This is a genomic window from Bartonella sp. LJL80 (genome assembly GCF_054871565.1).
The window spans coordinates 868,754-883,331 of sequence record NZ_JBTXLM010000001.1; the positions used below are offsets into that span (position 1 = coordinate 868,754).

Genomic DNA, 14,578 nt, shown 5'->3' on the forward strand with positions numbered 1-14,578 from the left:
GTGACAATTTTACTATTTATTGCGCCATAGCAAAAATGGCCATGTTTTAGGAGTGAAGAGGAAAACATGCGGTGCATATTTGACGATAAACGACAACAAACAGGGCCATTTTGGCAAGGCCCTGAAAGGGTTGGGCAAAAATCTTGCCTGAATGCGTCGAAAATTCTTGGCGGTGGGCTACACCGTTTGCGATTTTTCTCCTATTTAGCCAAAATTTTTGCACCAACGCAATGAAAAGTTAAATTGTCGCCGCGGCCTAGAGGTTGGTAGAACAATGTTAAGTGTCGCTTGGCGCGGTCACCACAAGGGTATTTCAAACAATATGGCAAAAGGCGCGCAGCAGCAGAAACATGGTTTACTCCATGCTGAAGACCGCATCCTATGGGACGCGGTGCGCCGGAGTGCAATCCCGCTTCATCGCAACGAAGTTGAAATGATCGAGATCGAAAGTGCGAGCGACGTATTCGCCCGTGCTGTGGGAGAGACACAGTTGATCCGGGCAGAAGCATCGCCCAAATCCACCACGAAGGCAGCGACCGACACAACGCGTTTACATCCCTTCGATAAACCAACGCACCGAAAAATTGCTAAAGGCCGTATCCATATTGATGGACGGGTTGATTTACACGGTCTGATCCAAAGCGAAGCCTATTCGCTCTTGTTGCATTTTTTGCAGTCGGCCAATAGTCGGGGATTGCGCCATGTGCTGGTGATTACCGGTAAGGGCACGTCACCGGGTAGTGACGGAATATTGCGGCAATCGGTTCCCCATTGGCTGTCCACGCCGCCTTTTCGCCAGATTGTCTCGTCATTTGAAGATGCCGCCCGCCATCATGGCGGTCACGGCGCGCTTTACATTCGCTTGCGTCGGATCGCTACGGTCACGCAACGATGACACCGTTTGGTGAGAAAATCCGGCAATTGCGTGCCGAACGTGGATTGTCGCAAAAGCAGATGGCCGAAGGAATCGGTGTATCGCCCGCCTATCTTTCAGCGCTTGAACATGGAAAACGGGGAGCCCCAAGTTTTCCTCTCGTACAGAGGATGATCACCTACCTCAATATTATATGGGATGAAGCGGACGAGTTGATTGTCCTTGCGGGAATATCACATCCGCGCGTGGTCATTGATACGTCTGGACTTTCCGTTGAGGCAACAGCTTTTGCCAACCGTTTGTCACGCGAAATCGGGCGGCTATCGCAGACGGATATCGCTGTCTTGGCTGAACGTCTTGATCAATCGGCGAACAGCGATAATCAATCAAGCGCGTATGACCAAAGCGATATCGAGCTTGTCAGTAAAGACTGATCCACGCACGAAATAGTTTGTTGGCAATGCCGTTAGAGTGAATCCGTTTTTGATTGTGGCATGGATACGCTCTAACTCTTTGTTTTGTCGCATTATCCTAACACAAAAGTCTGTCAACTTTTGTTGGAAATGCTCTAGAATAATTTTTTCAAATCATCGATCTTGGAATTTACAAACCAACCGTAGTAATTTTCTTGTGGCAGTTTTGGGGTGCCGCCGCTACTCAACGCCTGTTTGTTTTGCGCAGCGAGTGCGCGTGCTCGCGCTTCTGCGCCGCCAGTATTGTAGAGTGTGGCTGTAAGACCGGGATTTTGCGAGATATCAAAACCGGCGATTTGACGATAGGCATCAATTGATTGGCGAATGGTGGCAGCAATATAGGGAATTGTAAGGTCGGGATCCATAATGGTTTTATAGACCTGACCGCCATTTTCGGCGTTTAGCTTCGGCAATCCTGAGATACGGTTGACACGATCGGACATCATCAACGCCGTCAGCGGGTTTACCTGTCCAAGTCCGAAGGTCTGACCGGCAAAAAACGGCTGGAAGAAAACTGCGCTAAAACGGTTATTGGGATATTTGACGCCATCTACGGTTTTTCCGCGAAAATCATTGTCCCAAACGGCCTCGCGACACGTCCATAGACGATAGCTGTCATTCATGCTTGTACAGGATGAAAACTGTGGACGTTTGACAAAATGGCTCACATCTTCACCATTATAGGCAAATTGAACGCCCTGATTTACATAGGACATGCCTTTGACATAATAGGTTTGCAAACGGTCATAGACGTCGACATTATAGGTGTGTTCGCCGATAATGGCACCGGCAATATGGATAGGGTCTATGCCATATGCTTTTGCAGACGCGATAATGCGGGCGCGCAATTTAGGATCGTTTTTCAATAACGTGTAGATTTTGGTGTATTTTGCAGCATAACTTGTTTGCAATTCGCGGGTGCGTTTTGCTGATGCACCAGGTATTGGCGGTTGTACGCTATTGCGGTTGCCGGGCGGAACAACGGTTATAGCCTGTGCTTCCAGCATAAACGTGCATGAAAACACCACGATCAGACATAATTTTGCAATAACGGTCCGCAAGGCTCGACCCCCTCCTGAAATGAAGTGACATTTTCTCTTAGGAAACGGGCGTTGGAGAGTCGAGTATAAAAGTGCTGAACCTCGAACTTTATCGTATTTGCGCGACTTATCTGCCACGCAAAATATCAAACAATGTCCTTTTTCTCGGTGGTTGCTGTTGTTCTCCAATGTCAGCTGGCGGGCGCGGCGCCCAATAGCCGTCATTATTGTTCTGCACAGCCGGATAAGGTTGCGATGTCGATTGATCGCTTTCGGGCAGAATATCGCTGCCACCGGGAATTGCGTTTTCCAAATTGTAATTGCCGGGGAGGGGCGTAATAGGCAATGATTTTTCGGCGACACTCATATAGGCTTTCCAAGCACGCACCGGCAATGATCCGCCCGATATGGTTTTCATGGATTGCCCGTCATCATTTCCAAACCACACGCCGGTGACATAATCAGCAGTATAGCCGATGAACCAGGCATCGCGGAAATCCTGGCTGGTGCCGGTTTTTCCGGCGGCAGGGCGGCCGATAGCTGCGTGTTTTGCCGTACCATTTTCGACAGTTTGTGCAAGCATCGCATTCATCATGCCCACAATATCCGATTGTATAACCCGGGTGGCGGTGATGTCACCAAAGTCATAGAGTGTTTTGCCTTGAGTATCTTTCACGCGCGCGATCAAGCGCAATTGGGGCTTATAACCGCCATTGGCGAAGGGCACAAAAGCGCCGGTCAACTCCATCAGGCTCACTTCCGATGTCCCAAGGGCTATGGAAGCATTGTCCGACAGGGCAGAGTGGATACCAAGCCTATGGGCCACTTCGATCACCTTGTCGGTGCCAACCTCCATAATGAGCTGGGCTGCTACCGAATTCAACGAATGCGAGAGCGCTGTCGTCAGCGTCACTTCGCCCATATATTTTCCACCATAGTTTTTCGGGGTCCATTTTCCGATTTTTACAGGTGCATCATTGCGCACCGAATTGGGGGTGCGGCCAGCTTCCAGCGCTGCTAAATAGACAAAAGGTTTAAAGGTGGAACCCGGTTGGCGTTTGGCATCGGTAGCGCGGTTAAATTGACTTTGCGCATAATCTGCACCGCCGACAAGGGCACGGATGGCACCACTTTTGTCGATGGAAACGAGCGCGCCCTGACTGACATCGCGTTTCTTGCCATTCTCTGCGATCTGATCGCGGATAGCCTCTTCGGCAACACTTTGCAACGACATATCCAAAGTTGTTTCCACGACAATGTCCTTGTCGCTCTCGCCGATGAGAAATGGAAGCTGGGCAACAACCTGATCGGCAACATAGTTTTCTGAACCCGTCCAATAGGCTTCGGCACGCGTCATCGGTTCAGCCTCGGCAATGGCCACTTCCGCATCGCCCACCATACCTTCTTCCCGCATGGCGCCAAGCACCAACTTTGCGCGGTCATTGGCAGCCTTCGGGTCGCGTGCAGGTGAAAGTCGCGATGGCGCCTTGAGCAATCCCGCTAAGGTGGCAGCTTCCATCAAATTGATATCTTTCGCAGACTTATTGAAATATCGGCGTGAAGCGGCTTCTACACCGTAAGCACCCGAGCCGAGATAGACACGGTTGAGATACATTTCCAGGATTTGATCCTTGGTGTATTTATGCTCAAGCCACAAGGCAAGCAACGCCTCCTGCACCTTCCGTTCCAACGTACGATCGGGCGAAAGAAACAGATTTTTCGCCAATTGCTGCGTCAAGGTCGAGCCACCCTGTTTGCCGCTTCCATGAAGAATATTGGTCACCATAGCGCGCCCGATGCCCACCGGATCGACGCCGTAATGGTCGTAAAACCGACGATCTTCGATCGCTATAACGGCTTTGGGTATCCACGGGCTCATTTCTGCAAGAGACACGGCCTCGCCGCCCGTTGCGCCGCGATTGGCAATCAATACGCCGTTGCGGTCCACGATACGGACATTTGGCGGGCGCTGCGGAATATCCCATGTTGAGGCTTGCGGCATTTTCAATGCTACATAGCCAACATAGCACGCCAAGGCTACGCCGCCCCAAATGGCAATGACCAGACACCAACCGACAAGGCGCCTCAAAAGCCCACGATTTTGCTTTGGACGCTTGCCGTTTTTTGAAGCCTTTTTACGCTTTTTTTGCGCCGGTACTGCGCGGTCATCTTCAGTTACACGCATATGAACCGGCTCCCGTCGGGCGATATCGGGCTATAGAATAAAAACAAAACATCAAAACAATCTGTGCAATGTGTCGAAAACGCTTTCGTCTAAGGCTTAATTGCGGCAGTTTAACGAACAGTAAATGGTTTCCCTCAGAAGATACAAAATGCGTGTTATCCTATGGCTCCATTAGTCGCCGTCTTTATCCTCACCTGTATCTATTGTGTGCCTCTCTTGCCTCAGATTGCGCAAAAGGCATCGGATGGAAATTGGGGTGGGGCACTTGCCGACCTCCTATCACCAGCCGTTTTTTTCGGCATTATCTATGGTATTACCGCTTTATGCCGCAATTCAGGTTGGAAAAAGCTCGAGCCTGCGGCGCGGCGTAAAAGCAAGAACAACGCCGCATTGGTTATTTTCCTGCTGGCGTTGGCTTGGCTTTTACTCTCTCTGTTCGGCAAGTTGTCTCATGGAACGGTATGAATAAGCCGTTCGATCATGCTTCGTCCCGCGCACGCAGTTCTTGCGGTGTAAAGCGATAAACCGTGGAGCAAAATTCGCACGCGACGGTAATTTCACCGTCTTCGACACTTTCTTCAAGCTCTTCGGCTGAAAAACCTTTCAACACGCTTTCGATTTTTTCGCGTGAACACGAGCAGCGGTCGATAATCGGAGTTGCATCGAAAACGCGCACGCCATGCTCATGGAACAGCCGGAACAAAAGACGCTCGGTTCCGACTTGCGGGTCAGTCATTTCCGCGCTTTCGATTGTGGTGGTCAAAGCTTTCACTTCCGCCCAATGGTCGGCCAGGATCTTCTGGTTTTCCTTTTCATCACGCCCTTCATGCAAGGAAGATTGTGGCAGGAACTGCGCCAAAACTCCGCCGGCACGCCAACTCTGCTTTGGCTTGCCCTCCTCATCGCGGTCAAACAAGGTTGCCACTGCCAGACGGATATCGGTGGGAATTTGTTCCGATTGCTCAAAATAATTGCGCGCAATTTCTTCAAGGTTGGAACCGTCCAAGGCTACAATGCCCTGATACCGTTGCATATGTGCACCCTGATCGACCGTCAAAGCGAGCGTGCCTTTGCCGAGAAGCTGTTCGGGTGCGGTTTCACCATTGGCGATCGCATTTTGCAATCGCTCTTCATCAAAACGTGCATAGCCGCGCAGGCTGGAAGGTGTTTGAAAATCGCATACGAGAAGATTGACCGGACCATCGGAGCTGGTCTGGAAAATAAATTTCCCGTCAAATTTCAAGGATGTCCCGAGCAAAACGGTCAGCACCATGGCCTCGGCCAGAAGGCGCGAAACGGCATCAGGATAGCGGTGGCGCGCCAGTATCGAATTAATGGCCGCTCCAAGCTGCACTGAACGACCGCGGGCATCAAGACCTTGGACTTCAAACGGGACGACAGCATCATCTCCGGCGAAATGGAAATCGCCTAAACGGATTGCATCCTCGCCTGTACCGAATTGCTCACTCACGGTTTTTGCTTTCTTTTTATTGTTTTCAATTGTTGAAGGGCTAGATTTTACAAAACAAAAAATAGCCTGTCGGCCGATTTGGCCGACAGGCTATAGATAGGTATGAAATCTAGTCCTGCAAGCACCAGGCAAGCACGGCCTTTTGTGCATGAAGGCGGTTTTCCGCTTCGTCGAAAACAACCGAATGTGGCCCGTCAATGACCGCATCCACGACTTCTTCTCCGCGATGCGCCGGCAAACAGTGCATAAACAGGGCATCGGGTTTGGCCAATTTCATCAAAGCTTCGTTGACCTGATAGGGTTGGAATATATTGTGCCCACGTGCGCGGAATTCCTGCCCCATGGAAACCCACGTGTCCGTGACAATACAGTCTACGCCTTCAGCCGCTTCCTGAGCGTTATGCGTCAAGGTGATTTCAGCACCGCGTTCGCGGGCCCAGTCGACATATTGCTGTTGTGGCTCACTGCCTTCGGGTGTGGCAATGCGGACATTGAAGTCGAATAAAGCTGCCGCTTCAATCAACGAATGAAGCACGTTGTTGCCATCGCCCATCCAGGCAAATGTTTTGCCTGCAACGGATCCGCGATGTTCTTCATAAGTCAGAATATCTGCCAGAATCTGGCAAGGATGGGTATCGTCCGTCAAAGCATTGATCACCGGAACATCGGCATATTCGGCCAGTTCCAGCATACGGTCATGGGTGGTGGTGCGTATCATGATGATATCGACAAAGCGGGACAGTACCCGTGCAGTGTCTGCGATCGTTTCGCTATGGCCCAATTGCATTTCAGAACCTGTCAACATCAGCGTTTCCCCGCCGAGTTGGCGCATGCCGACATCAAATGACACCCTTGTTCGGGTAGAAGGCTTCTCGAAAATCATAGCCAAGGTTTTGCCGGCAAGCGGCTTTTCACCCTGACCCTGTTTCAGCGCGGTTTTTACCTTTTTGGCATGATCGAGAATGCCGCGTGCCATTTGCGGCGTCAGAATGGAAAGATCGGTAAAGTGGCGAATACTCTTCGTCATAATATTAAGCCTGTTTTTGTTTGTTGGCATGGGAAACGCGCGCAATTGCCGTTTCGATACGGTGCAGACCGTCGCGGATTTCGTCTTCTGTTACATTGAGCGGGGGCAGAAGTCGGACGACGTTGTTTCCAGCACCTACACTTAATATTTTTTCTTCACGCAAAGCTGTAATGACATCACCGTTGGGGACGACACATTTCAAACCGGTCAATAAGCCGGTGCCCTGAATTGCACTGACAACATCAGGGAAGCGGTCAATGATGGCGGCCAGTCCCTGTTTGAACAGGTTGGCCATCGCATTGACGTGATCGAGGAAACCGTCTTCCAGCATAACGTCAAGCACGGCATTGGCGGCCGCCATGGCAAGCAGATTGCCACCGAATGTCGAGCCGTGCGTGCCCGGTGTCATACCCTTTGCAGCCTCTGCTGTGGCAATGCAGGCCCCAATGGGAAAGCCGCCGCCGAGCCCTTTTGCCAAAGCCACAACATCCGGTGTTACACCCGTCCATTCATAGGCAAAAAGTTTGCCTGTACGACCAACGCCCGTCTGCACTTCATCAAACAGCAACAGTAGCCCGTTTTGATCACACAAGTTGCGTAACAGCCGCAATGTTTCATTGGGAACAATTCTCACACCGCCTTCGCCCTGAATGGGTTCAATCAGAATGGCAGCAGTATGGTCGTTGATTGCCGCGCGCAAAGCGGTCTCATCTCCAAAGGGGACTTGCACGAAACCGCCAGCTTTCGGGCCGAAGCCCTCAAGGTATTTTTCCTGCCCGCCTGCTGCCAGCGTTGCAAGGGTACGGCCATGGAAAGCACCTTCGAATGTAATAATGTCTGTACGTTCGGGGTGGCCGGACACATATTGATAACGCCTTGCTGTTTTAATAGCGCATTCCAACGCTTCCGCACCCGAATTACAAAAGAACACCTTGTCGGCAAAACTGTTTGCACAAAGCCGGTCCGCCAACTTCTCTTGCTCTGGCGATTGAAACAGATTGGACACATGCCAAAGCTTTTCGGCTTGTGCTTTCACGGCTTCAACAAGTTTGGGATGGCTGTGACCGAGCGCATTGACGGCAATACCGGATGTAAAGTCGAGATAACGCTCGCCTTTGTCTGAAATGAGCCATGCACCGTTTCCTCGCTCGAAGCGCAAGCCGATACGGGCAAAAGTATCATAGAGCGGTTGCGCAGAGGAATGGTTCATCATGGTCTCCTTTTCATTCCTTTATATATCAAATGTCATAAATGGTTTGCTATCGGTGAAAACATGTTTCACGCAGCGATTGTTACTATAGCTACATTTTGCTGAATGAAGCGTTAGTTTTTTTAAAAAACGCTCTTACTCATAGGTCACGCCAGACCGCAGGCCCTTGCGCACCCTTAATGATTGCCTCATTTACTATTCAGTGCCTTCATAAAAAAGTCAATTGACGCCACGTAATCACCATAATCAAAATATATCTTGCAAAAATCTATAAATTGGCCGTCGATTTTGCATTTTCTCGATAAAGTGATTCGCAAGTTGGGGAAAACCTCGCAAAACACCGTGTTAACCCATGTCGGACTCTTGTCACGGAGTCATGCCCTATTGTAGTTTGCTCAGACCAGCACATTTTGTGTCTTTGGCCGGATTATCAGGACAGATATAGTCGTTTTGCGCTTGTAGCAGCGCGATGATGGATTCCAGCATTAAGAACGAAATGGCAAAAAATGCGTATCGTCAGGCACATCCATAGATTGTGCCGCGATGAAAAGATTAAGAACGGAGTGCCGGTATGAACTGGACAGATGAACGTGTTGAACTGTTGAAGAAGCTTTGGAGCGACGGGTTGAGCGCAAGCCAGATTGCTGCCCAGCTTGGCGGTGTAAGCCGTAATGCCGTTATCGGCAAGGTTCATCGCTTGAAGTTGTCGGGCCGCGGCAAGACAACCAAAACCACACCACGTGCAAAAAAGGTTGCGGAAACTGTGGTGAATAATACCACAACGGCCGCCCGTCCGAGCCGTGTTGCAAGTGCTGCTCCTGCGGCATCTGCTCCCCGCACGACCGCGCGCAGTGTTGGCGCAACCGCTTTGAAGATGGAATTTGTCGCGGATGCTGTTTCGGAAGTTGAAATGCGTCCATCCGCTGACGTTGTTGTACCGATGTCCCGTCATCTCAGCCTTTTGCAGCTCAGCGAAAATACCTGCAAATGGCCGATAGGTGATCCGTTGTCGGAAGATTTCTACTTCTGCGGTGCGGATTCAGGTGATGCGGGTCCTTATTGTGCGTTCCACGCAAAGGTAGCATTTCAACCGGCATCCGAGCGTCGGCGCGTAAGGGCATAAAATTCTAATTATTTCGCGCGAATTGGAATGCGCATTTCGTGTTGTTCGTGAAAATTAGAAAATATAAACTGTTTTTTCTTTTAAATTAATAAAGTGTTTTTATAATGGGTCTCTCAATTTTGTGAGGCCCATTATGAATACACATGTTGCGAATGCGAGCTGGGATGCCCCTGCCTGTTGCAGCCGTCAATGGCTGCAAAACGCTATTGATATTATCGAAGCGGAAGCCAGTAGGTCAGCCGATACGCATTTGATGCGCTACGATTTACCGGCATCTTGTGGTATTACGCTTTATCTCAAGGATGAATCCTGCCACCCGACCGGTAGTTTGAAACATCGTTTGGCGCGTTCGCTTTTTCTCTATTCTTTGTGTAATGGAAAAATCGGACCCAACACGACGGTGGTGGAAGCTTCGAGCGGTTCAACGGCGGTCTCGGAAGCATATTTTGCCAAGTTGATCGGTGTTCCTTTCCTAACGGTGATACCGCGGACGACATCCCCTCAAAAAATAGCAATGATTGAAGCCTATGGTGGTCAGGTTCATTTTATAGATGACCCAAAGTCGGTCTATGTGACTGCGCAAAAACTCGCAGACGAACTGGGTGGTTACTATATTGACCAATTCACCTATGCCGAGCGGGCAACGGATTGGCGTGGAAATAACAATATAGCCGATTCCATTTTCTGCCAGATGAGCCGTGAAGCGCATCCGATACCTGATTGGATTGTTGCCAGCGCTGGTACCGGCGGTACGTCGGCTACACTTGGCCGCTATATCCGTTATCGTAAATTTTCTACCCGCCTTTGTGTAGCAGATCCCGAGGGGTCTGTTTTTCACCGTCACTATGCCGACCGTTCCATCCATGAAATTGATAGTTGCTGTTCCGTTATTGAAGGAATCGGCCGCGCCCGCGTTGAACCATCGTTTCTCCCCGATGTTGTGGATCGGATGGTGGTTGTGCCCGATACGGCAAGTCTGGCGGCGATGCGTGTAATCAGTCGTTTGATCGGGCGCAGCTGTGGCGGTTCTACCGGCACCAATATCTATGCGGTTGCCCATCTTGTCTCGGATATGATCCGTGCCAAAAAGCGAGGTTCGGTGGTAACACTCATCTGCGATAGCGGAGAGCGTTACCGTTCAACCTACCTCAACGACGACTGGCTTAAACAGAAGGGATTTGATATCGCTGAAGATATGCAGCGTCTTGAGCTGCTCTTTTGCGAAGGGGTTGCCTTGGAAAAGCTTTGACGCTTACAAGCATTGAGGTGGCACAATCGAGATCAGCATTTTCATTCTGATGCTTCGCTAGCATGTACCAAAAAGCGAGACCCGTCTTCGGATGAATACAAGCGGTGAGACATCGGAAGTGAGTGTGTAGCTTGAACGTCGTGAAAAGCTGCACATATTCGCGGCTGTGCGACATGTTGAGAATGACCTTAGGCACCTATGGCCATTTGGTCGCTTTTATGGTGGTCAGGACGGGCAATCCCGGTTCAGGACTAAATGCTCACGCGCTTCTTGGTCGCAAACAATAGACTGATTGATCAGCGGTCTATGCGGCTCTCGTATGCGAATTTTTCAATACTTAATTGTCGGGATGAACCGAACTCACCACGATATCGTCGCGTTGCTCGATCGCGACCCAGCGACCTGTCATTTGCGATGATTGGCGTTTGAGATAGGTGTATTCGGTATCTTTCCAATTATAGATTTCATCACGCAGATTATCGAGGATGAAATCGCCGCGATCTGTCCTGACCGTTAGCACGGCATGACCTTCACCGTCCGGCTTGCGAACCACAGTTATGAGCAGACTTGCGAGTGGCAGGCCTTTTTGATGCAACTCACGCTGCTTTTCCAACACGTAATCTTCACAATCACCGGCATTAACCGGATAGGCCCAGTACTCTTCACGGCCGTATAGTTCCATATCGGTCGCCGGTTGAATGCGGGTATTCACACTATGATTGGTGTCGACAAGCGTATCCCAAACCGTCTGTGTCAAAGCAATCGGTTGCAAAATGGTATTGCGGATTTTGCATTCTTTCGGCAGACGCTGACAAAATTCGTAATGACCGATCGGTTGCGACGTCTGGCCTGTGGTTGTCATAAATTCATCGGCAGCCTGCGACGACGCAGTTGACAATACCATGCCCAAAAAACACAAACCTGCCAGTTTAAACGCAAACAACATTTTTACACTCAACTCGAACTTGCCACGACAGTAATCGTTAACAAAAGGTTAAAGTCGAACTTTGGTTCCCAGTCAATGACGCGGATGCAACACTTGGTTAAGATTCGTAATATGGTTAAAATTTTTGGTAATATAAATCAATGGGTTAGTGTAGCGGTATGGTTAACGCGCGAAAATGTTTTTTGCCGGGTTATGTTTTTTACAGCTTTGAAGGCGCGTAATCGTGATGAAAGGCGTTGCTTGCCAATCTTGCAAAACGAGGAATATGTCATAATCATGCCACGAATATCCTATTTGCGGGATAACGAAACAGCGGTTCTGCTGTGCGAGAATTGAGAGTCTGCCCATGGGCAATTTGACCAGCCGTAATGCCAGCTTTGACGATATTGATGCACTTGTGGCCATAGAGGAGAGCTGTTTCGATGGCGACCGTATTTCAAGACGCTCGTTTCGCACATTAATTTCGCGCCCGACTGCCCGCACCATTGTTGCGCAATCGGGGGATGAGATTGTCGGCTATGCGATGATCCTCTTCCGCAAAGGAACAGCATTGGCACGGCTTTATTCCATTGCTGTTCAACCGCAGAGCCCGACCAAGGGTGTCGGCACGATGCTGCTTGAAGCCGCTGAAAAGGTTGCCTTCGAAGAGGGACGTATTTTCATGCGTCTTGAGGTGCGCGAGGATAATGCACGGGCAATTGCGCTTTACGAGCGCTTTCACTACCGTCCCATCGGGCGATATCTTGATTATTACGCCGACCATACACCCGCTCTGCGTTATGAAAAAACATTACGTGGCGACACGCCCGTCGAAACTTCAGTGCCGTATTATCAACAGACAACAGATTTCACCTGCGGAGCGGCATGCCTGATGATGGCGCTTAAATATTTCAAACCGCAGACGCGGATGGATCCGGTATTTGAAATTCGGCTTTGGCGGGGTGCTACCACTGTTTATATGCTTTCCGGGCCGGGGGGATGCGAACCCTTTGGTCTAGCCGTTTTGGCCCATGATTATGGATTGAAAGCAACCATTACCGTGTCGAGTGACGAATTTTTATTTATCAATTCGGTACGCAATAGCGAGAAACGCAAAATCATGGAATTGGCACAAACCGACTTTCGTGAACAGGCAAAGGCTGCCAATATCCCTGTCAAAATTTCGGCTTTTACCCTGCAGGATATCCGCTCCGCATTGGCGCGTGGTGCGGTGGTTCTGGTGCTTATCAGCTTCTATCATATGTTTGGTGAAAAAATTCCCCATTGGGTGCTGGCCCATGGGGATGATGGACGCCATATTCTGATCCATGATCCCTGGGTAGAAGAGGAAGAAGGAGAAACAATTGCTGATTCTGCCAATCTTCCACTGACCTATGAAATATTCGACCACATTGCGCGTTTTGGAAAAGACGGCCTGCGCGCTGCCGTCATATTGGAGAAAAAATAGCTTTCCATGTCTATTTGTGTGATTCTCGCCGGACGTCTGTCCGATCTCGATAATGGTGCCACACCGCATAAGGTCATGACCCATCGTGACTATCTCGCCAATCCGGCGCTTTTTGCCGGCCAGCGCCCCCGTCTGATCAATCTGTCGCGCGCCTACCGTTATCAAAGTCGGGCCTATTATGCCTCATTGCTTGCCGAGGCACGTGGCCACAGGGTTATCCCATCCGTTGAAACGATGATCGATCTGTCCGAACGTCGTCTCTACGAAAAGTCCATTCCGGAGTTGGAAGATTGTCTGAATAAAGCGTTGAAAGGGGATGGGACCGAGGCACCCGAAACCATTCGTATTTTCTTCGGTATTGCAGATGATAGCGACCAGGAAAAAAAGGGACGATTTGAGAAATTCGGACGGCTGCTCTTTGACTGGTACAGGGCACCGGCTTTGGAGGTAACGATAAAAGCGGGAGAGTGGGCGCGCATTCACAAGATTTCATTTGCCAATTGGCAAAAGCTTGAAGGCACGCACAGAACCGCCTTTTATGATGCGATGGAAAGCTATACGACGCGCGCCTGGAAAGAGGCACGTCAGAAAATCGCCCCCCGCTGGACCTTTGCAACCCTGTGTGATCCGAGGGAAGATTTGCCCCCGACAAGCGTTGCGAGTTTGAAACATTGGGCCAAGGTTGCAGCACGTCTTGGCGTCGAGGTCGAGCCCATCGGTGCGCGCGACCTTGCCCGTCTAGCGAACTACGATGCGCTTTTTATCCGTGAAACAACAACCATTTCCAACCATACTTACCGTTTTGCCCGTCGTGCAGAACAGGAAGATATGCCGGTTATCGATGACCCGATGTCGATGATCCGCTGCACAAACAAAGTCTATCTGGATGAGTTGATGCGGGCCAATAACGTGCCGGTACCACCAACAATCATGATTGCCGGTGAAGAAGATCTGGTAAAGGCTGCCGACTGTCTCGGTTTTCCGATGGTGTTGAAAATTCCTGATTCTTCTTTCTCTCGCGGCGTCAAACGCGTTGCCTCGATGGAGGAGCTTCGTATTCTGGCGCAAGAATGGTTGAAGGATAGCGATCTGCTATTGGCGCAGAAATATATGCCGACCAAATTTGATTGGCGTGTCGGTGTTTTGGGAGGTAAGCCTTTATTCGTCTGTCAGTACAAAATGGCGCGGCATCACTGGCAAATTGTCAAGCATGATCCAAAGGGCGGAAAGCCCTTGGAAGGCGGTTTTGCAACCTGCGCCTTGGCCGATGCACCGCCAGCCGTTATTGATATCGGGTTGAAAGCGGCCCGCTGTATCGGTGATGGGCTATATGGGGTGGACTTGAAAGAAACCGATGACGGCATTGTGGTGATAGAGGTAAACGATAATCCCAACATCGAGCATGGCGTTGAAGACGCCGCCGAGAAAGACGATGTTTGGCTCAATATCACCCGCTGGTTTATCGACAGGCTGGAGCGTGAGTAACTGCCCAAGATAAAGCCCGCTCATATGTGCAAGAACAATTTCCTAAAA

At 50.2% G+C, this 14,578-nt stretch carries 13 protein-coding genes; 7 read left to right on the forward strand and 6 right to left on the reverse strand.

Going from position 1 to position 14,578, the window contains the following annotated elements; genetic code table 11:
* Positions 1-274 precede the first annotated feature (274 nt).
* Positions 275-895: a Smr/MutS family protein gene (locus tag ACYSNS_RS03890; protein WP_461721797.1), complete on the forward strand. Its 621-nt coding sequence runs from the start codon at positions 275-277 to the stop codon at positions 893-895.
* On the forward strand, positions 892-1,308 hold the full coding sequence (locus ACYSNS_RS03895) for a helix-turn-helix domain-containing protein (RefSeq protein ID WP_461721798.1): 417 nt from the start codon (positions 892-894) through the stop codon (positions 1,306-1,308). The genes ACYSNS_RS03890 and ACYSNS_RS03895 overlap by 4 nt, the downstream gene beginning before the upstream one ends.
* Before the next feature lie 134 nt (positions 1,309-1,442).
* On the opposite strand, the gene ACYSNS_RS03900 is transcribed toward ACYSNS_RS03895, so the two are convergent.
* Together ACYSNS_RS03900 and ACYSNS_RS03905 are read right to left on the reverse strand one after the other, a co-directional pair.
* The gene (locus ACYSNS_RS03900; protein WP_461721907.1) at positions 1,443-2,354 is read right to left on the reverse strand and encodes a DUF1402 family protein; all 912 of its coding nucleotides are present in this window, start codon (positions 2,352-2,354) and stop codon (positions 1,443-1,445) included.
* Between the two features lie 160 nt (positions 2,355-2,514).
* The gene (locus tag ACYSNS_RS03905; protein ID WP_461721799.1) at positions 2,515-4,572 is read right to left on the reverse strand and encodes a transglycosylase domain-containing protein; all 2,058 of its coding nucleotides are present in this window, start codon (positions 4,570-4,572) and stop codon (positions 2,515-2,517) included.
* 162 nt (positions 4,573-4,734) lie between these two features.
* Between ACYSNS_RS03905 and ACYSNS_RS03910 the strand changes: the two genes are divergently transcribed.
* Positions 4,735-5,037, forward strand: a complete 303-nt coding sequence (locus ACYSNS_RS03910; RefSeq protein WP_461721800.1) for a hypothetical protein — start codon at positions 4,735-4,737, stop codon at positions 5,035-5,037.
* Positions 5,038-5,050: 13 nt separating this feature from the next.
* On the opposite strand, the gene ACYSNS_RS03915 is transcribed toward ACYSNS_RS03910, so the two are convergent.
* The 3 genes from ACYSNS_RS03915 to ACYSNS_RS03925 form a co-directional block, all read right to left on the reverse strand.
* On the reverse strand, positions 5,051-6,073 hold the full coding sequence (locus tag ACYSNS_RS03915; protein WP_461721908.1) for an Hsp33 family molecular chaperone: 1,023 nt from the start codon (positions 6,071-6,073) through the stop codon (positions 5,051-5,053).
* 79 nt (positions 6,074-6,152) lie between these two features.
* Entirely contained in the window at positions 6,153-7,070 is a 918-nt protein-coding gene (argF, locus tag ACYSNS_RS03920) for an ornithine carbamoyltransferase (protein ID WP_461721801.1), read from the reverse strand.
* A gap of 4 nt (positions 7,071-7,074) precedes the next feature.
* Positions 7,075-8,280 (reverse strand): acetylornithine transaminase, encoded by a 1,206-nt coding sequence (locus ACYSNS_RS03925; protein ID WP_461721802.1) that lies wholly within the window; start codon positions 8,278-8,280, stop codon positions 7,075-7,077.
* Between the two features lie 571 nt (positions 8,281-8,851).
* Between ACYSNS_RS03925 and ACYSNS_RS03930 the strand changes: the two genes are divergently transcribed.
* Positions 8,852-9,403, forward strand: coding sequence for a GcrA family cell cycle regulator (locus tag ACYSNS_RS03930; RefSeq protein WP_461721803.1), 552 nt, complete (start codon positions 8,852-8,854; stop codon positions 9,401-9,403).
* Between the two features lie 133 nt (positions 9,404-9,536).
* Positions 9,537-10,652, forward strand: coding sequence for a PLP-dependent cysteine synthase family protein (locus ACYSNS_RS03935; protein ID WP_461721804.1), 1,116 nt, complete (start codon positions 9,537-9,539; stop codon positions 10,650-10,652).
* 337 nt (positions 10,653-10,989) lie between these two features.
* Here the strand turns inward: ACYSNS_RS03935 and ACYSNS_RS03940 are convergent, their stop codons facing one another.
* A complete protein-coding gene (locus tag ACYSNS_RS03940) occupies positions 10,990-11,598 on the reverse strand; it encodes a transglutaminase-like cysteine peptidase (RefSeq protein ID WP_461721805.1) in 609 nt (202 codons plus the stop codon).
* A 346-nt stretch (positions 11,599-11,944) separates the two neighbouring features.
* Here ACYSNS_RS03940 and ACYSNS_RS03945 point away from each other — a divergent pair, with 346 nt between their 5' ends.
* Both ACYSNS_RS03945 and ACYSNS_RS03950 read left to right on the forward strand, forming a co-directional pair.
* Positions 11,945-13,045 (forward strand): GNAT family N-acetyltransferase/peptidase C39 family protein, encoded by a 1,101-nt coding sequence (locus ACYSNS_RS03945; RefSeq protein WP_461721806.1) that lies wholly within the window; start codon positions 11,945-11,947, stop codon positions 13,043-13,045.
* Positions 13,046-13,051: 6 nt separating this feature from the next.
* Positions 13,052-14,530 carry a RimK family protein gene (locus tag ACYSNS_RS03950; protein ID WP_461721807.1) on the forward strand — a complete coding sequence of 493 codons (1,479 nt, stop codon included), beginning with the start codon at positions 13,052-13,054 and terminating at the stop codon, positions 14,528-14,530.
* Positions 14,531-14,578: the final 48 nt, after the last annotated feature.

Excerpts from the sequence above, each read along its gene's own strand:
- ACYSNS_RS03890 (WP_461721797.1), top strand. The coding sequence starts at position 275 with ATGTTAAGTGTCGCTTGGCGCGGTCACCACAAGGGTATTTCAAACAAT.
- ACYSNS_RS03895 (WP_461721798.1), top strand. The coding sequence starts at position 892 with ATGACACCGTTTGGTGAGAAAATCCGGCAATTGCGTGCCGAACGTGGA.
- ACYSNS_RS03900 (WP_461721907.1), bottom strand. The coding sequence starts at position 2,354 with ATGCTGGAAGCACAGGCTATAACCGTTGTTCCGCCCGGCAACCGCAAT.
- ACYSNS_RS03905 (WP_461721799.1), bottom strand. The coding sequence starts at position 4,572 with ATGCGTGTAACTGAAGATGACCGCGCAGTACCGGCGCAAAAAAAGCGT.
- ACYSNS_RS03910 (WP_461721800.1), top strand. The coding sequence starts at position 4,735 with ATGGCTCCATTAGTCGCCGTCTTTATCCTCACCTGTATCTATTGTGTG.
- argF (WP_461721801.1), bottom strand. The coding sequence starts at position 7,070 with ATGACGAAGAGTATTCGCCACTTTACCGATCTTTCCATTCTGACGCCG.
- ACYSNS_RS03925 (WP_461721802.1), bottom strand. The coding sequence starts at position 8,280 with ATGAACCATTCCTCTGCGCAACCGCTCTATGATACTTTTGCCCGTATC.
- ACYSNS_RS03930 (WP_461721803.1), top strand. The coding sequence starts at position 8,852 with ATGAACTGGACAGATGAACGTGTTGAACTGTTGAAGAAGCTTTGGAGC.
- ACYSNS_RS03935 (WP_461721804.1), top strand. The coding sequence starts at position 9,537 with ATGAATACACATGTTGCGAATGCGAGCTGGGATGCCCCTGCCTGTTGC.
- ACYSNS_RS03940 (WP_461721805.1), bottom strand. The coding sequence starts at position 11,598 with ATGTTGTTTGCGTTTAAACTGGCAGGTTTGTGTTTTTTGGGCATGGTA.
- ACYSNS_RS03945 (WP_461721806.1), top strand. The coding sequence starts at position 11,945 with ATGGGCAATTTGACCAGCCGTAATGCCAGCTTTGACGATATTGATGCA.
- ACYSNS_RS03950 (WP_461721807.1), top strand. The coding sequence starts at position 13,052 with ATGTCTATTTGTGTGATTCTCGCCGGACGTCTGTCCGATCTCGATAAT.